This window comes from Pedobacter sp. FW305-3-2-15-E-R2A2 (assembly GCF_038446955.1).
Taxonomy (GTDB): Bacteria; Bacteroidota; Bacteroidia; order Sphingobacteriales; family Sphingobacteriaceae; genus Pedobacter.
The window spans coordinates 5,669,601-5,686,256 of the sequence record NZ_CP151803.1; the positions used below are offsets into that span (position 1 = coordinate 5,669,601).

Sequence of the window (16,656 nt, forward strand, 5' to 3'; positions counted from 1 at the left end):
ATTATTTATTTAATGGTATCCGGTCCAGGATCCCGGTAATTGGTCCCTTAACCCCTATTTTCCGGTTAAAGAAGATGGCAGATAAAATGAGGAGCAGCATACAGATTACGGTGAGGAAATAGCTGAACTGCATGAGTACCTTTGCCCAGCTTAAATCCTTCATAAAAAACTCCTTGTAAAGCAACAGGCCAACACTGCCCAGGTAACCGGCAGAATCGCACATGTACACAAAGAACCCCGCATTGGCCTTGATCTTAAATAAAGCGATCATCCGTTCGAACAGCACTACCTGAATCGGTGTGTAGGCTAAAAACAAACCCATTCCCACCAGGAGCATCCAAAAAAAGGGGCTCAATAGCTGAAGGTGAAAAAGCAAGGTACTTCCGCCACTGATCATCAGCCCTAATGCCACCAGATATTGGGTTCCCCAAAAGCCTTTGATGTTGTTTCGAATTAGCGAAAGGCATCCTATGGCAATCAATACGATCACTCCGCTAATGGCTTCGGTGAGCGAAAAGACGGTTTTATCCCAATGTGGGGCAATCTCATTCCAGATCTCTACGGAGAAATTATCCCGAAAGTCCCGCATCGTGGTCAACATGGTATAGACCAATCCAATTCCCAATATCGCCGGACCGTATTCTTTTAAAGCCATGCGTTTATCTTCGGCCGTCATAGGAAGGCGTTCTACCCTCAATAATTTATCCGTCTCATCAGGTTCGGGAATCACGGATAACATCCATACAAATAAGAGGAAGGCGGGTAAAAAGAGCAGGCCCATGACACAAGGCATCCAGAATTCATTAATGAAGGGGAGCCATTCATGTACCATAAAATAAATGGTTTTGATGATTCCTGAAGAGACAATAAGACTGATGCTCATTCCCATGGCCAGCATCTCGGTGAAACGTCTTCCTTCGAGGTAGCTAAAAATAATGCCCCAGACCATACCTAAAGGCAAACCGTTCAGAAACAAGAAGAAAAAGTTATAAGGGTAAGGTACCAGACCGAAGAGCAGCAGGGAAACTTCTGAAAAGAGGATCAGGCAGATGATGAGCTTTTTTCTTCCCGAGGCTTTGAGCTCAGAGATCACTTTGATGCCTAAAAATTTAGAGACCATATACCCAAATACCTGGGCAATGATTAATACGGCCTTATAATCCAGATCCCAAAGGCTCATTCCAGCATAGGTCCCACTGGTAAAAGGCTTCCTGAAGGCATACATGCAGAAATAAGTGCCAAAGGCAGCAATCATACACCAGAACACAAAGAATACTTTGGAATGGCTCAGCAAATGTTTAAGTCGGTTCATTCTGATGGTTTAAATTTAGCCACTTACTTTTGTTGATCTTGCACGCGCACATCTTTCCAGCCATTCGGGACTGAAGGGATCGACTTCACCAAAGCGCTGAAGGTCAAAAGCAGAAAAGTCATAAGGGTTTGCCTTTCCTGCTGCAAGTTCGGCAAATGCCAGTCCTACTCCCCCGCTCACGGAGATTCCTGCACCCACACATCCGGTGGCCATCAACAAGTGATTTACACCGGGAGCCACGCCCATAGACAGGTTATTATCCGGCGTATATCCGGAAAATCCAGCTACATAATACTTCATCCCGATATCGTAAACCTTTGGAAAGAAACGGGCGAGCCTGTCGATCACTTCTGAAAGATCCTGAACTCCTTTATCCGGGCTAAAAGAAAAATCATTGACATTCCGGGGAATCAGATCAGCAGAAACACTCAAGGAGTTTCGTTCTCTGATGCCAAACAGCAGACTTCCACCTTCCGGGCGTGCATAGGCCTGGGCATCCGGCAACAAGACAATAGGTGAATTGACCGGAAAAATATCATTTTTTTCTGTGATCCAATATTGACTTCTGGTAGGCGCCATTGGCAAACTTACGCCAGCTTCACGCGCAAATTTTGGTGCCCATGCACCGGAGGCTACGATGGTAGTTCCTGCAATGATGTTTCCTTCTTTGGTATGAACACCAAGGACATCATTCCCCTCCATAATTAAATTTAAGGCCTCCAGACCCTGGATAAATTCTGCCCCCTGTAATTTTGCGCATCTGGAGAAGAAGGTTCCCAACAGATAGGGATCACAATAAGCTTCATCAGGCATATAGCCAATGCGCAATGCCTCATCTGTCTTTAGCCATGGCGACATTTTATGCGCTTCCTCCGGAGAGATATAATGAGCCGGCTGATTAAATTCAGCCGCAATTTCCATCAATTCTTTCAGTTCTTTTTCCCTCGCTTCGGATGCTGCCAGGTGAATCACACCGCTGAATTTCATGTCCATAGATTCGCCCAGGATTTTCTCCATTTCGGCAACCACCTGATAAGTTTCCAGAGAAAGCGGGATAAAAGGTTTTTTAGCCCTGATTTTGGTGACCAATGCTGCAGCATGACTCGTTGCAGCATTGCAAAGTTCATTTCGGTCGAGAACGATAATTTTCTTTCCCGGGTTGTTCCGGGTATAATAATAGGCGATGGCACAACCAAAGACACCTCCCCCAATGATCACCGCATCGGCGCTCTTATATTGTTTGTTCATACTCAATTTGGTTTTAAAGGTCTTGTTGGTTTACTGGTATATCTTTTTAATGCTGGCTTCGGCATATCCCGCAGCGGAGGTCATTCCCTTGCCGCCTATGGCCGTTCGGATATGTATCCGCTCGTCTATATCGTATTCAACGATTGGCTTCGTCTTGTGCTGGGGATAAAATCCCGCCCAGGACGCTGAAATTTTATGCACCTCAAAATTCACGATGCGCTGTGCTTCATGGATCATGAGTTCATTGACCTGATGGTTGATTTTGAAGCCCAGATCATCCGTATGGTTGACTTCCGCATATTCATGCGAATCTCCAATAATGATAGATCCGTCTGTTCCTTTTTTGAACAGGATATGAATGCCCCATTTCCTCAGCTCTTCCTGATCTTCCGGATTCGAAAGCTTTTTAAAGGAAAGACATTCCTGAAAAGATTCGTACCTCCTGATGGATAGACCAGTCAGGATATTTCCTTCCAGCTGTACTTCCGGCATAGGGATGGTTTTCATCATTTGCAGCTTACAAAGGGTAATTCCACTTTCTTTAAACAGGTCGGCAAAGAGTAGTTTAAATTCTCCTCCGTTGCAGATCACCACTTTCTCTGCATGGATGGCTTCTCCCGCAGCACTTACTATTCTGACCTGATCAGCGACCACCTGACACTCCACAATTGCAGTGGCAGGTTTATAGCTGAGGTTGGGGTATTTTCCCAAGGCCCAGGCAATCAGCCGGTGAATCATCTGATCCGGCTCCACACTGACTTCCTGCGGGAAGAAAAGTCCTCCTTTACAGTATTCCTTATTAAGAGCTGGATATTTGGCAATACAATCTCCGGCAGATAACAACACAGATGCATAATCCGCCTGATCCATTTTTGTTTTTAATTCCAGGATCAGTTGCAATTCCTCTTTATCTGAAGGGACATAGAGTGTACCGTTATTGCGGACACTGATGTCAAACTCCTGCTGAATTTCTTTATACAGTTCAGTTGCGCGCAAAGCGTAAGGAAACCAGTCGGAGGCCATTCCGGAAGGCACCACCTGACCAAAATTTCTGACGGTAGCGTTTACCGGATATTGGTCTTTTTCCGTCAGCAATACCTTCTTCCCCATCCGGGCAGCATGTATCGCATGAAAGGTTCCGAGTACCCCGGAGCCGACCACTATTAAATCATACATCGGTGTTTTCATCATTTTATTTTACCAGGGCATAGAAAATGTTTTCACATAAGAGAAGCATTTGATCGCTTCCACCACTCCTTCTTTGATGCCAAGTCCGGAATCTTTGATCCCTCCAAAGGGAGAATTTTCTATCCGGTATCCTGGCACTTCATTGATGTTTACTGTTCCCACTTTCAGTTCTTTCACAAAGCGGATGGCATGGTCCATATTATTCGTGACCACGCCGGAGGACAGGCCAAAAGCAGTAGAATTAGATAAGGCGATGGCATCATCGATGTCGGTGAAAGTCAGGATTGGCGCTAAGGGCCCAAAGGACTCCTGCACGACCATTTGTGCATCTCTGGGCACATTCACAATAACCGCAGGTTCCAGCAAAGCGCCATTGCGTTTGCCACCGAACAGTACTTTTGCACCCTGGGCTACTGCCATGGCCAGCACCTTTTCCAAATAAATGGCGGAGGCTTCATCGATGACCGTACCTACCCTGGTTTCCGGATCTGCAGGATCACCGCAGATGTATTCTTTTGTTTTTTCAATGAATCGTCTGGTAAACTCATCTGCGATACTTTCATGAACCAGAATTCTTTTTACGGCTGTACAGCGTTGTCCGGAATTCCGGTAAGCCCCTTCGGCAGCCAGACCAACTGCAAGATCAAGATCTGCATCTTCCAGAACAATCAGGGGATCATTACCACCAAGTTCCAGGATTACTTTTTTATAGCCCGCAGTAGCTGCGATTTTTTTTCCTACCGCTACACTTCCCGTAAAGGAGACCAAATCGACTTCCGGAGCCTGGATCAAGACTTCGGCCACTTCTTTTGTCTCCCCAAGCAATACGCTCAGCATGTATTCCGGTAAGCCCGCTTCGTACAATAACTCCACGAAACGGATTGCCGTTAGCGGTGTTTTTTCTGAAGGCTTCAGGATCACGGGAGTTCCGGCCGCCAATGCCGGTGCGATTTTATGTGCCACCTGATTTAGCGGATGATTGAAGGGCGTGATGGCTACTGCAAGTTTTAAGGGCTCGCGAAGGGTAAATATTTTACGTTGTTTTCCATTGGGGGAGATGTCACAGGAATAGATTTGCCCGTCGTCTTTCAGGCATTCAATTGACGCAAACAGCAACACATCGTGTGCTCTTCCAATTTCATAATTCGCTTCCCTGATGCACAAACCGGATTCCGCAGTAATCAGTTGAGCGAATTCTTCTTTCCTAAGCAAGAGCAAAGCCCTGGCTTTGTCCAGAATGCTATACCTTTCGTAACGGCTTAGAACGGCCCCTCCTTTCAGCGCAATGGCGATTGCATGTTGGGTATCCGATTGACCGGCCATTTCTACAGTGCCTACCAACCGTCCATCGTAGGGGCTATTTACCGCTAACTGTTTTCCGGAAGAAACGGGTTGGGCAGCAACAAGGGAAGCTAATCTAATGATATTATCAGTGGCGGTTAATTCTTCTTTCATATACTTAATTTAAATTGGATGCAGATCCCCCCTGCAATGGTGTCTGCTAAATATTAATGAGTACCATTTACGGTAAAGTCAAATACATCGAAATTGCGGGGATCTCCCTGTGCCTTCATTTTGTAGGTTGCATTGAGGGCATGAGAAACCACTAAAGGAACCATTTCTTCATACCTTCCACCATGGGAACGGAGTGTTCCATCGAGGGCTTTCAGGTCATGATCAGCAGGCGTTTTTCCGACTACCACATCCCTTGCGGATAACACAAAAAGATCGCCCGTTCGATCTGCAGGTTGTTCCAGCAGACGGCAACCTTTTTCTTTATTATACACCTCTGTAATGCCTGGTTGTGCCGCCAGCCATTGTTCTACTTCATTGATATCTGAATTGTTATTTACATAGACCAGCACATAAGATCCGAGTGCACCATGATGTTTCACATAGGGATCGGTAATCGGGCAAATCACCCGGAAGCCTGCACCAAATTTTTCGGTCAGCATGGTTTCGATAAACAAGACGTTTGGAGCGCCATCGGCCTTCACTTTTGCATTCATACCATGATCTGCTGTAGCGCCGATAATGGCTCCCATTTCCAGCATTTTACCTATTTCCACATCCTGAGCTTCATAAAAAGCAAGGGACTCTTCCGTATCCGGAGCATAGGTATGCTGCATATAATCTGTTAGGGAGAGGTATAAGAAATCGGCCATGCCGTTTTTAATCAATGCCACACCTGCACGCAATACAAACAGGCTGGCTTCGGCACTATAGATGGCCGGAGTTTTATGACCGATCACCGTTTCTGCATTTTCGATGCCATGGGTCTCCAATGTTGCCTGATCTGCTTTTTCTGCGGAGAAAGCAATGCCTTTCAACTGATAAGAAAGGATGTCGCGCAATTTCTCCTTTGCAGTCACCACAGCCACCTTACGACCAGCGTTTGCTGCGGCAGCCAATAAAGTTTCTGCCCTAAGGTATTCAGAGGAGTTCATCATCACTTCCTGATCTTTTTTAACATCATAAAAGAAATTACCACAAATGCCATGAACGGCCGGACTAACCCCGGTAACGATCGAAGAGTTGTTGACATTGGTAAAAGAAGGCAAAGCACCACGGACCATCCCTCTATAACCCTGCAACACCATTTTTTTAAGGTTCGGCATCCTGTCATGCGCCATGGTCATATCCAGATATTCATCTGCAGAACCATCCATGCAAATCACGACGATTGGTTTTGCAGGTGGGTTGTAATCTATGCCGTTGACTGAAAAAGGGGTTGTTGAGATATTGTTCATTTCTGTTTTATTTTATACTGATGATTATATTTTAATTTACGATTATGTTTTCATTAAAAAGGGAAGGACCGTGACCAAACGGTCCAAACCCAACGTACTAACCTAACTTCTTTTTATTTTAACAGCCACATGACCTGGTCTCTATCGTCTATTTCTGTTCCAAACTGAGCGCGTAATGCTGCCCTGTAATTTTCTGTATTGTCTGTATTTTCAGCGGATGGATATGCCCACCTAACCGGAAGTTTAGTGACACTGTTTACCCCTGAAAACTTAAATTCAGGGATTCCGGTACGACGGTTCTGGAACCAGGCTTCCGCTCCTGAATTTTCGGCCAGCGACAGGTACATTTGCTCATGAATAAGTTTTAAGCCATCGGGACCTCCGACATAAGGGGCTTTGACCGTCAGGTAATCTCCAATTGGCGCATTATAGAAAGCCATAGAAGCGCTGACACCATTGTCATAATGTGTCTTTGCATGCTCGGTAATCCAACCTCTGTTTGCCGCTTCTGCAATGTTTAATTCCTGCTCAGAGTAACCCAGCAAAATGGAAGGTTGTCCAACGAAATTCCAGAACCTTTTTTCGTTTGGTTTAGAAAGTTCTCCATTATTTTTCCTTTGGTTATTGGCAATGGCCGTAACTGCTGCGCTTGCTCCGGTATAAGAAGCAAAATCAGCTCTTACCGCAGTTTCATTTGTTGGGTTGGCTGCCAGTGCTTTCGGTGTAGGATCGGCCACCACCTGCAACCTTGGATCCAGGTATTTTTTAAGCAGATCGATATAAGTGTCCACATACAAAACCCCTTCCCTTAAGATACCGGTATTCGGGTTATAAGTCCCTCTAAAACCATCTTCATCTCTATGGTTGAGCTGCATGTTGTCGGCCAGACTGCTAAACAAGGGATATTTCGCCGGGTTTTGAACGATATTTTGAAAGCGGCCTTTTACATTCAGCTCTGCATCCCCTTCTTTTTTACTCAAAAGGATAAGCATTCTGATCGTATAGGCATTGATGGCTTTTTGCCATTTCTTAAGGTCTCCGTTAAAATAAATATCTCCGTCAACGGAAGCACCCGGATTGGCCAAGATGAAAGCTCCCAGTTCGTTGTTCGATTCGTCCAGCCATTTTAAACACTGAATGAATACCGACTTTTGAGTATCATATTTAGGCTTTGGAAATTTTTCACCCTGTAAAGCTTCTGATAGTGGAATGTCTCCCATCTGCCTCGTCATGAGGCTATAATAGTAGGCTTTTAAAAATTTAGAAAGAATGACATATACAGGTGTGTTTGCCTTTTCTGCTTCCTGAATCATTTTTTGTATATTTCTCAAAGTACTATTCGCTGCCGAAGATGCCCCAAAATAAAAGGTTCCTCCTCCATATTTATAGCTTAACGGCCCCGAATCTGCGGTAGCGAAAGTATGGTATTGCGGATCCTGATAAGCATCTGAAAAGGCGCTGACCGGACCTGGTGTCACTGCAGTAAACAATAAACTCGGAGGCACAGAAGCCGGATTATTTGGATTTTCTCTTAACTCATCATATTTTAAACAACTGCTTGTCGTTACCACCAGTAAGCATAAACCAAGCATTCTATATATAGTTTTCATTCGTATTAAAATTTAAGATTGATATTGAAACCGTATGTTCTTTGTGCAGGTTGCTGCAGATCCGTATCTCCGGTACTCATGCTGTAAGTATCGAGGTCGCCGAAAGTTTTGTCTTTAGTCCAGTAATATAAATTCCGGCCAACAAAGGACAGAGAAGCCCCCTTTAAAAACTTGTTTTTCAGGACTGCGGCTGGTACATTATAGGTCAGTACGACCTCTCTCAGCTTGATAAAAGTCTTATCAATCACATTGTTTTGCCATGCCGCCATGTATTGTTTTGCCCAGGTCTGATAATCTACTTTATAATCATTTGGCGCAAAGACCCTGGTATCTGAAAGCATTTTTCCATCCGGATCATACTTTGCCTCTCCGCTTACAATTTTTACCCCGGGGATGAGCATTGTTCTGGGATCAGTGCCATTTGCATAAGCAATGTTCGAGAGTTCTCTTTCGGGCGCAATGGCATCAGGATGAGAGCCTGATCTCCAAAGGTCCCGTTCAAATCTATCGTAGGTAATTCCACCAAATCTACCATCCACTAAAAAGGAAAGAGAGATATTTTTATAGCTGAATGTATTGTTCATACTCACAGAGAAACTTGTTTTTTGATTTCCGATATTCACATCATAGTCGGTAATCCTCGGCAATCCGTCCGCATTCATAATGAGCTTTCCATCCGGAGATTTTTCCCAATCCGAATACCAATAATCATCCAGTCGCCCGCCAACAGGCGTTCTTCCTTCTTTTAGCTGCGGACTTCCATCTGCAAGCGCTGGCAAAGATTTCAGGTAATCTTTCCCCCCATCGACATTGATCAGGGCTATCCAGGAGAAATCATCGGTTCTAACCGGAGTGGCATTGAAAGAGAAATCAAAACCTCTTCTTTGTGTGGTCCTTCCATTCAACCTGATTCCCGTATATCCGGAGGTTTGAGAAAAAATCTGCCTAAAGATCTGAGGCCCATAATTATTACTATAATAAGAGAAGTCAAAGCCCAATCTATCGTTCAGGAATCTTGCTTCTACTCCATATTCATAAGTCGTATTAAACTCTGGTTTCAGGTTTGGATTATCGATAATACCCGGATAATACGCCACAGGAAGATTTCTGTTTCTACTACCGGTAGTATAAGAATTCCGGGCATTATATACATCGTTATCTTCTCCAATTTTGTCACTACCTACTTTCGCATAAGCAGCTCTCAGTTTTAAGAAACTAACCGCCTTTGGTAAATGAAGCATATCGCTAACCACTGCACTTAAAGATAAGGAAGGGTAAAAGAAGGTAGAATTTTTTGCAGGCAAGGTAGATGATTTATCCACCCTTCCGGTCATGCCCAGGAAGATCTGATTTTTGTAGGCCAGGTCAATAGAGGAATAAGCACTGTAAATTCCTTTTTCATCTTTATAGCTCGTAGGCAAAACTTTATCTGTCGAGTTGTCCAGTTTAAAGATCCCCGGAACAATCAGTTTAGTGGTAGCAGCATGTGCTTCTCTGTTGCTTTTATAGAGTTGATTTCCACCGAGGGTAGCGTTCACATTAAAATTATCATTGAAAAAGTTATCATGATATTTAAGGAGGAAGTCCGTATTTGACTCCAGCATTCCAAATTCATTATGCCTGTATCTACCCCCACGATCAGAGATGTCATAGTCATAGATATCCATAGAAATCTCTTCATCCTTGGTCAAGGAATAGGTATTTAAACTCGTCCTGACATGAGCATCAAATTTATCACTGATTTTGTAGTTCAATTTCAGGAAACCCAGGACATCGTTTTTAGTATATGGCCTTTTCCACTCATTGGCCAGCATATATGGATTATTGTACCTCCAGTTCTCCACAAAGCGTTGTTTAATGCCTTCTTTACCCGGAACCCAATAATCTTTAAAATCTCTGATGTCAAAATGAGCTCCACCCCAGATACTCAGGTTATAAATGGGTGAATGTGGTCCATAATTATTTCTCGGCAGATTACTGGCATACTCGTAAGTATGTTGTAATGATCCATCTACAGACAGTTTATCTGATAAGTTTAAATTTCCATTTAAGCGGAAAGTATTGATATTTAGTTTAGCGCCGGGTACCGATGCTTTTGAATATTTATAGGTATCGGAAAGGGTAACACCACCGCTTTCACCTCTGCTTTGCAGGGAGAAATTATTTGAGGTCACCAGTCCGGTTTCCATAAAGTTCCCCAGGTTATCTTCTCCTCTGGAAAGCCATGGTGTAGGGATTCTTTTTCCTGTCGCCGCATCGATTGGTGAATCATATTGCGGCAATAGCCGGCCATCAAATTTGGGCCCCCATATGGAATAATCGAAGTCATTTATTCCTCCGCCTCCGGGACCTCCGGTACCAAACGCATACTCACCTGCATCACCGGGACCATATTGTGTTTGTGCCTTAGGGATCCTGATGAATCCACCCTGAAAGGTGGTAGAAGAATTGAACGACATACTCGTTCCTTTAGCGGCGTTACTGCTGTTTTTAAGACTGATCTGTACGGCACCATTCAATCCTAAGGAGCCATATAAAGCAGAAGCTGCAGCTCCTTTTAAAACGGAAATGTTTTCAATATCATCAGAACTGATGTTCCACATATCTGTGGTGGTACTTGGCACACCATCAATTACGATTAAGGGTTTTTTACCTCTTAAATACAATTTAGGATCAGAAAAGAAATCACTGCTGTTGGTTACCGTCAGACCGGCGACTTTCCCTGTCAGGGATTCCACCACATTTGGGGAAATGGCTTTCTGCAAAGCGTCTCCTTTCACCTCCTGAACCGCATAACCCAATCGCTTTTTCTCTTTTTTAATTCCCAGGGCGGTGACTACCACCTCATTTAAGTTGGCCTGATTGGGTTCAAGTTTCACGTCGATCTGAGCTTGCGTACCAATTGCAATTTCTTTTGGCTGATAGCCGATAAAACTAAATACTAAAGTTGCATTTGCCGGTACTGCTAAATTAAATTTCCCGTCGGTGTTGGTGGTACCACCGTTCTTCCTTCCCTTTACCTTGATGGATACGCCAGGCATCGGTTGATTGTTTTCGTCGGTAACTGTTCCGGTGACCGTACTTTGTGCGTAAGTCGCGCTTAACGCCAACAGCCAAACTAACATCGTCAGCAGGCAGGCTCTTTTTGCTGTGTAGAAAGATTTCATATGTTCAAAAGTTTAATTTGGCTAGACTTATGTTTAGTATTTATACAAATATAGAATAGTATTTGTAAAAACAATGTTAAGTAATGCTAAACTTTTAAAATATAATCTCAAGAAAGGATTTAACCAAAAATCACATAACTAATTGTACAATAATTAACTACACCAATAATTCAGAATAAAATGGATTAACACAAATTAAACACACATCGTTTATTTAGTATTTATAAACAACTGAATATTATGTGTATATTAAGAAACCTATCCATTTCATCTTCAAAAGATCAATGAATAGGTTTCCCTATATACCAGAAAATTGTTGATTTTATAATTTTGCAGCCAGGTCCATCGTCCAGGAGTTATTTGTCCGGGCAACGCCGATTTCCTTTGCTCTGCTGTCCATGATGTTCTTGCAGTGCCCCTGACTGGTCAGCCAGTAGGCAACAACACCTTTTTCATCTGTATTGATGATGGCTATATTTTCCGCGTAAAACCTGTAGGTATAACCGGCTGCTTTTATGCGGTCGCCGGGCGATTTCCCCTCTTTGTTCACATGGTCAAAGAAATTGTTCTTCACCATATCTTCGGAATGTAATTTTGCAGCCAATGCCAGCTGATCGTTCCAGGTCAATGCAGGAACCGCAGGCATCTTTTCCCCGCTACAATCGCAACCCGTTGCCCTGATTGCATTCACCGCCTGTAACATCAGTGTATTGTTAAGGTTTGTAGCGACATTGTTGTTCTGCGAATTAGGTTGATCGGTACCCTCAGCGGAAGAATTAGACTTCTTGCAGTTCGAAAGCAGGCAAACCAGTAGAAACAGCGGAAGGATTAGTAATTTTTTCATTGCCCGGATTAGCTAAAAAGTTCCTGTTCGTCTGTATAATACGTCTTCCTTGCACCTGCTTTTTTAATGATGATCTCCCCTCCTGTAGGGCTTTTGGTTTGTTTCTGCGTATGTACTTTCAGAAAATCCCTAAACTCTCCTGTAATGCTTCCGGGATGTGCTTTTCTAATCTGCAAGATCGCATCATTTAAGACTTCTACAATGGCCTGATGTAAATCTTTCAATTTTGCTTCAGGAATCTTTCCCGCAATAGAAAAGGGGGAAATCCCGGCTTTCCATAAGATCTCATCGGCATATGCATTTCCAATTCCCCGGATCTTGTTCTGATCTAACAGAATGGCCTTTACTGCAGCCTTTTTTCCTTTGAATTCTTTGCTAAAGAAATCTGAGTTAACACTTTTATCCAGCGCATCGGGGGCATCTGCCGGCGGTGGGTTTAACGTTGGCGTTGCGATCTTCTGAAAATCAGACATCACCAGTCCTGTTCCACCCTCAAAAAAGAGTTCGATGACGGGAGACTTGATCACATGGCTCTCTTCAAAAAAATGAAGCTGCCCGCGCAACATGAGGTGCAAGGCCAGTACATCTCCTTTTTCAAAGTTGAAATGTAGCTCCTTACCCGAACGGCTCACTGATTTCAGTTTTTGCCCTGAGAGTGCAGCTCTTAGTTCATCACTGGAAACGTTTAACTTTTTATCATTGGGTACTTGTACAGTGTTCAGCTTTTTTCCTGCGAGACGCTCATCAAGATTTGCACTGAAGACTTCTAAATCTGGTAATTCCGGCATAGTTTAAGGGTTAATGTGGGAGTAGAACAATTTAAAGGATTTAAAGTTTTAATCGTTACCTGCCGTCAGCAGGTCCACCACCAGTTCTTTATTCTCATCGCCCCATTTTTCCATTAAACGGACTACAGGAAGTAATGATTCTCCAAATTCCGTCAAAAAGTATTCTACTCTCGGCGGCAATTCTGCATATATGACGCGACGAACAATCTTATGCTCTTCCAGTTCTTTTAATTGTTGGTTTAGCACTCTTCTACTTGCACTGGGATTGTGCTTTTGTAATTCTCCAGGTCTCCTCAAGCCATTACTAATGTTATAAATCAGACAGGTTTTCCATTTACCACCGATAACCTCCATGATCACCGATATCCCACAGTCTAATGTTTTCGGAATTTTTCTCTCATACATAAGCATTCTTTTACCATTTCAAAAATACGAATTATTCCTGCCCCAAGACCTGATCAAGCCAATTGGGGTAAATTTCCCTCTATATGATTCGTAAGTACGTACTTGTAGGGAATCCGGGCCGGGTCTAGTTTTGCAAGGCATTTCTTCCGGAAATGTCTATTTATAATTTACACAAAAAACATGAAAAACTTATTTAAATGCCTGCTCTCTATCCTGCTGTTTAGTCAGCCAATTATCGCTCAAACCGTTAAAAAAGCGGAGAAAGCACAAGCTGGTTATTACCGGATGAAGTTTGGAGATTATGAGATCATTGCGTTATCAGATGGAACACTTCCGCTTCCCATTAAAGATATCTTGTTGAATACTGCTGAAGGGCAGGTCGAAAAATTACTGGCAAAAAATCACATTACTAAACCTGAGGCTTCCATTAATGCCTACCTCATCAATACCGGTTCAAAACTAATCCTTATTGATGCAGGAACCAGCGAACTCTATGGCCCATCCTTAGGCTTCCTTCCCAATAGTATCCGGGCTGCAGGTTACCAACCAGAGGATATTGACATGGTCCTGATCACGCACATTCATACCGATCATACGGGAGGATTAATGGATGGAAACCATATGGTTTTTCCGAACGCCAAGATCTATATCAGCAAGGCTGAGGTTGATTTCTGGCTGGGGAAAGGTCAGAAAGAAAAAGCAGCCAGGAGATTAGCCCCATTCTTTGATGAAGCCCATCTGAAGGTTGACCCTTATTTAAAAGCGGGTAAGGTGGTTACCTTTAACTACGATCAGGAAATATTCCCGGGACTCCTGCCAATAGCAACACCGGGTCATACTCCAGGTCATAGTTTTTTCTCTTTAGAAAACAAGGGAGAAAAGATGATGTTCTGGGGTGACATTATGCATGTCGCTGAAGTTCAGTTTTCAGATCCGGGGGTAGCCATTCTTTTTGATGTAGATCCGGTAGCTGCAGTATTGCAACGTAAAAAAGCTTATGCTGAAGCGGCTGAGAAAGGGTACTGGATTGCCAGTGACCACATTTCTTTTCCTGGAATAGGACATATCCGGGCAGAAGGGACAGGCTATGTATGGATCCCGATCTCTTATAGCTATCAATGATTTTAACCATTAGCTATAAAAAATCAAAAACCTACAGCAGCTGAGCGTTATTGGCGAACGCTTTTCTGCACTGAAAGGGAAGTAAGTAAGGTCATGTTCGATCACAACCGTTAACGGTTGTGATCGAACATGTTACGCTTATTTTAAGCTCCACTCTACCCGGTCGCTGATCTCCTTCTTATTGGCAATTGCTTCGATATTATTCTTTCCTTTTTGAAGTTTAACCTTTTCAAAGACATAATGAACAGCAGTATTGCCTTTTTTAGCACCCGTTATTTTTTTACCGTTCACCATTAGCTCAGGCATTCCTGTATTGGAGTAAACCGTTACTGTCGTTAAAGCATTAACTCTTTTATTGTTCCTTCTGCCTGCGATGTATACCATAGGCTCTGGATTCCAATTTGCTTTATACCAATAAAAGGCATCTTTCTTCACTTTTCTATCATAGGTAATCAAGCCTTTCATATTTCTTGCCGGCACACCTCCTCCATTTGCAGGAGGCACAGCGAAGTCGAACATATTCCAGACATAGGAAGCTGCGATATAGGGATGTTTTTCAATGATTCCCCATTGGATTTCATGGAACTTCTGCTGATAAGCTTCCGGCCAGAACTGTCCTGATGGATTACCCGTATCTCTGCTCAGTTCTTCCTGCTGATCAATATTTGCTTCTACCCCATATTCTGAAAGCACCAGTCTGTTGTCCGGGTATTTCTTCTCCAATCCTGAAACCCATTGTTCCAGATCACCAATATGACCTTCATACCAACCATAATAGCGGTTCATTCCCTGAATATCCGCATTCAGATTTGTAGGGCGGTCCATCTCTCCATAACCACTTACACTCACGGTATAACGGTCCGGATCTTCCGTTTTTGCGATATCATCCAGATCCCGGGTCAATACTGCGGTATAATCGTCTGGTGTTTTTCCATATACTTCATTGTGAAGCCCCCATACATAGATCGAGGGATGGTTATAATTCTGACGGATCAGTTCTCTAAGCTGATGTTGCGCATTTGCGGCTTCTTTTCCCGAAACGGCATTTACAAAAGGGATTTCGGCCCAGATCACAAAGCCCATGCTATCGCATTTCGAATAAAGATATTCTGATTGCTGATAATGCGCAAAGCGGATGGAAGTAGTGCCCATTTCCCGGATATCCTTTAAATCAGCCAGATGTTGTTCGTTGGATAAGGCATTTCCCTCATCCTGTTTATCCTGATGGCGACATACGCCAAGCAAGCGGTAAGGCTCATCGTTCAGAAAAAAACCTTTACCAGGTTTCATTTCAAATTTACGAATCCCTAAAGGCTGACTAACCTCATCCAGCACCTCATTTCCATCCAGAACCCTGGCCACAAGCTTATAGAGGTAAGGATCTTTAATTCCATTCCATAAATGTGGATTTGTCAGGTTCAGCTGCTGGCTAAAGATTTGTTCTCCCTGTGTAGATACATTGATCGGGGTATTTTCTTCCTTCAGCAGTTTACCTGCAGCATCATAAATTTTTGCAGATAAGGTTAACGCAGCCGCTTTGTCTGATTTATTCTCCATCTTCACTTTCAATTGAATATCTGCGGATTTAGCAGAGATATTTTTCTGACTAATGTAGATTCCAGGTGATGCGAAATCAGTTACTGCGATGTTTACTTTATTGGTTACAATCAAGGAGACCGGCCGATAGATCCCTCCATAGATTGGGAAAAGGCGGTTATTAATTGGGATGATATCTTCCCGTTCCTGGTTGTTTACCCGGACTTCAATTTTATTTTTCTGTCCATATTTCAATGCGTAGGAAATGTCAAAGGCAAAAGCAGCATAAGATCCTTTATGTTCTCCGATAAATCGTTCGTTTACATACAGGCGGGATTCCGATCCTACCCCTTCAAAACGGATAAATATCCGCTTTCCTTTCCAATTGGTATCGACCTGCAGTTCTTTTCTATAAGTAGCATCTCCGGCATAAAAACCATTTCCAGACTGGATATCCTTATCGTTCCAGGTATGAGGAATACTTATATTTTTCCATTTCAAATCTGCCAGGGCCGCATCTCTCCGGTTTGGATCTTTTTTAAACTGCCAATCGTTATTTATGGCAATAACCTGTCTTGCCGCTTCTTTCACCTTCGTCTGTGACCTGGCTGTGGTATGAAAAAGCATCATGGATGCTGCCAATACCAACAGAGATCTCCCGCGTTTTATCATCATATCTGTATCTC

General features: G+C 43.3%; 12 protein-coding genes. 1 reads left to right on the forward strand and 11 read right to left on the reverse strand.

The genetic code is table 11. The features are described 5' to 3' along the window. Position 1 precedes the first annotated feature (1 nt). The 10 genes from AAFF35_RS22910 to AAFF35_RS22955 form a co-directional block, all read right to left on the reverse strand. Entirely contained in the window at positions 2-1,312 is a 1,311-nt protein-coding gene (locus AAFF35_RS22910) for a DUF5690 family protein (protein ID WP_342328884.1), read from the reverse strand. A 15-nt stretch (positions 1,313-1,327) separates the two neighbouring features. Beyond that, positions 1,328-2,560: an FAD-binding oxidoreductase gene (locus AAFF35_RS22915; RefSeq protein WP_342328885.1), complete on the reverse strand. Its 1,233-nt coding sequence runs from the start codon at positions 2,558-2,560 to the stop codon at positions 1,328-1,330. A gap of 30 nt (positions 2,561-2,590) precedes the next feature. After that, a complete protein-coding gene (locus AAFF35_RS22920; RefSeq protein WP_342328886.1) occupies positions 2,591-3,751 on the reverse strand; it encodes a TIGR03364 family FAD-dependent oxidoreductase in 1,161 nt (386 codons plus the stop codon). Positions 3,752-3,757: 6 nt separating this feature from the next. Next, positions 3,758-5,203 carry a phosphonoacetaldehyde dehydrogenase gene (gene phnY, locus AAFF35_RS22925; protein WP_342328887.1) on the reverse strand — a complete coding sequence of 482 codons (1,446 nt, stop codon included), beginning with the start codon at positions 5,201-5,203 and terminating at the stop codon, positions 3,758-3,760. A gap of 53 nt (positions 5,204-5,256) precedes the next feature. Beyond that, entirely contained in the window at positions 5,257-6,498 is a 1,242-nt protein-coding gene (gene phnA / locus AAFF35_RS22930) for a phosphonoacetate hydrolase (RefSeq protein WP_342328888.1), read from the reverse strand. A gap of 113 nt (positions 6,499-6,611) precedes the next feature. Next, a complete protein-coding gene (locus AAFF35_RS22935) occupies positions 6,612-8,108 on the reverse strand; it encodes a SusD/RagB family nutrient-binding outer membrane lipoprotein (protein ID WP_342328889.1) in 1,497 nt (498 codons plus the stop codon). Between the two features lie 5 nt (positions 8,109-8,113). Beyond that, positions 8,114-11,275, reverse strand: coding sequence for a SusC/RagA family TonB-linked outer membrane protein (locus tag AAFF35_RS22940; protein ID WP_342328890.1), 3,162 nt, complete (start codon positions 11,273-11,275; stop codon positions 8,114-8,116). A gap of 322 nt (positions 11,276-11,597) precedes the next feature. Next, the gene (locus AAFF35_RS22945; protein ID WP_342328891.1) at positions 11,598-12,119 is read right to left on the reverse strand and encodes a CAP domain-containing protein; all 522 of its coding nucleotides are present in this window, start codon (positions 12,117-12,119) and stop codon (positions 11,598-11,600) included. Positions 12,120-12,127: 8 nt separating this feature from the next. Further along, positions 12,128-12,907: a DNA-formamidopyrimidine glycosylase family protein gene (locus tag AAFF35_RS22950; RefSeq protein WP_342328892.1), complete on the reverse strand. Its 780-nt coding sequence runs from the start codon at positions 12,905-12,907 to the stop codon at positions 12,128-12,130. A gap of 48 nt (positions 12,908-12,955) precedes the next feature. Beyond that, positions 12,956-13,312, reverse strand: a complete 357-nt coding sequence (locus AAFF35_RS22955) for a helix-turn-helix domain-containing protein (protein WP_342328893.1) — start codon at positions 13,310-13,312, stop codon at positions 12,956-12,958. A gap of 180 nt (positions 13,313-13,492) precedes the next feature. On the opposite strand from AAFF35_RS22955, the gene AAFF35_RS22960 reads away from it, so the two are divergent. Further along, positions 13,493-14,434: an MBL fold metallo-hydrolase gene (locus AAFF35_RS22960; protein WP_342328894.1), complete on the forward strand. Its 942-nt coding sequence runs from the start codon at positions 13,493-13,495 to the stop codon at positions 14,432-14,434. A 138-nt stretch (positions 14,435-14,572) separates the two neighbouring features. Here the strand turns inward: AAFF35_RS22960 and AAFF35_RS22965 are convergent, their stop codons facing one another. Then, positions 14,573-16,645 carry a glycoside hydrolase family 2 TIM barrel-domain containing protein gene (locus tag AAFF35_RS22965; protein ID WP_342328895.1) on the reverse strand — a complete coding sequence of 691 codons (2,073 nt, stop codon included), beginning with the start codon at positions 16,643-16,645 and terminating at the stop codon, positions 14,573-14,575. Positions 16,646-16,656 lie beyond the last annotated feature (11 nt).

Excerpts from the sequence above, each read along its gene's own strand:
- AAFF35_RS22935 (WP_342328889.1), bottom strand. The coding sequence starts at position 8,108 with ATGAAAACTATATATAGAATGCTTGGTTTATGCTTACTGGTGGTAACG.
- AAFF35_RS22950 (WP_342328892.1), bottom strand. The coding sequence starts at position 12,907 with ATGCCGGAATTACCAGATTTAGAAGTCTTCAGTGCAAATCTTGATGAG.
- AAFF35_RS22965 (WP_342328895.1), bottom strand. The coding sequence starts at position 16,645 with ATGATGATAAAACGCGGGAGATCTCTGTTGGTATTGGCAGCATCCATG.
- phnY (WP_342328887.1), bottom strand. The coding sequence starts at position 5,203 with ATGAAAGAAGAATTAACCGCCACTGATAATATCATTAGATTAGCTTCC.
- AAFF35_RS22960 (WP_342328894.1), top strand. The coding sequence starts at position 13,493 with ATGAAAAACTTATTTAAATGCCTGCTCTCTATCCTGCTGTTTAGTCAG.
- AAFF35_RS22940 (WP_342328890.1), bottom strand. The coding sequence starts at position 11,275 with ATGAAATCTTTCTACACAGCAAAAAGAGCCTGCCTGCTGACGATGTTA.
- AAFF35_RS22945 (WP_342328891.1), bottom strand. The coding sequence starts at position 12,119 with ATGAAAAAATTACTAATCCTTCCGCTGTTTCTACTGGTTTGCCTGCTT.
- AAFF35_RS22910 (WP_342328884.1), bottom strand. The coding sequence starts at position 1,312 with ATGAACCGACTTAAACATTTGCTGAGCCATTCCAAAGTATTCTTTGTG.
- AAFF35_RS22955 (WP_342328893.1), bottom strand. The coding sequence starts at position 13,312 with ATGTATGAGAGAAAAATTCCGAAAACATTAGACTGTGGGATATCGGTG.
- AAFF35_RS22920 (WP_342328886.1), bottom strand. The coding sequence starts at position 3,751 with ATGATGAAAACACCGATGTATGATTTAATAGTGGTCGGCTCCGGGGTA.
- AAFF35_RS22915 (WP_342328885.1), bottom strand. The coding sequence starts at position 2,560 with ATGAACAAACAATATAAGAGCGCCGATGCGGTGATCATTGGGGGAGGT.
- phnA (WP_342328888.1), bottom strand. The coding sequence starts at position 6,498 with ATGAACAATATCTCAACAACCCCTTTTTCAGTCAACGGCATAGATTAC.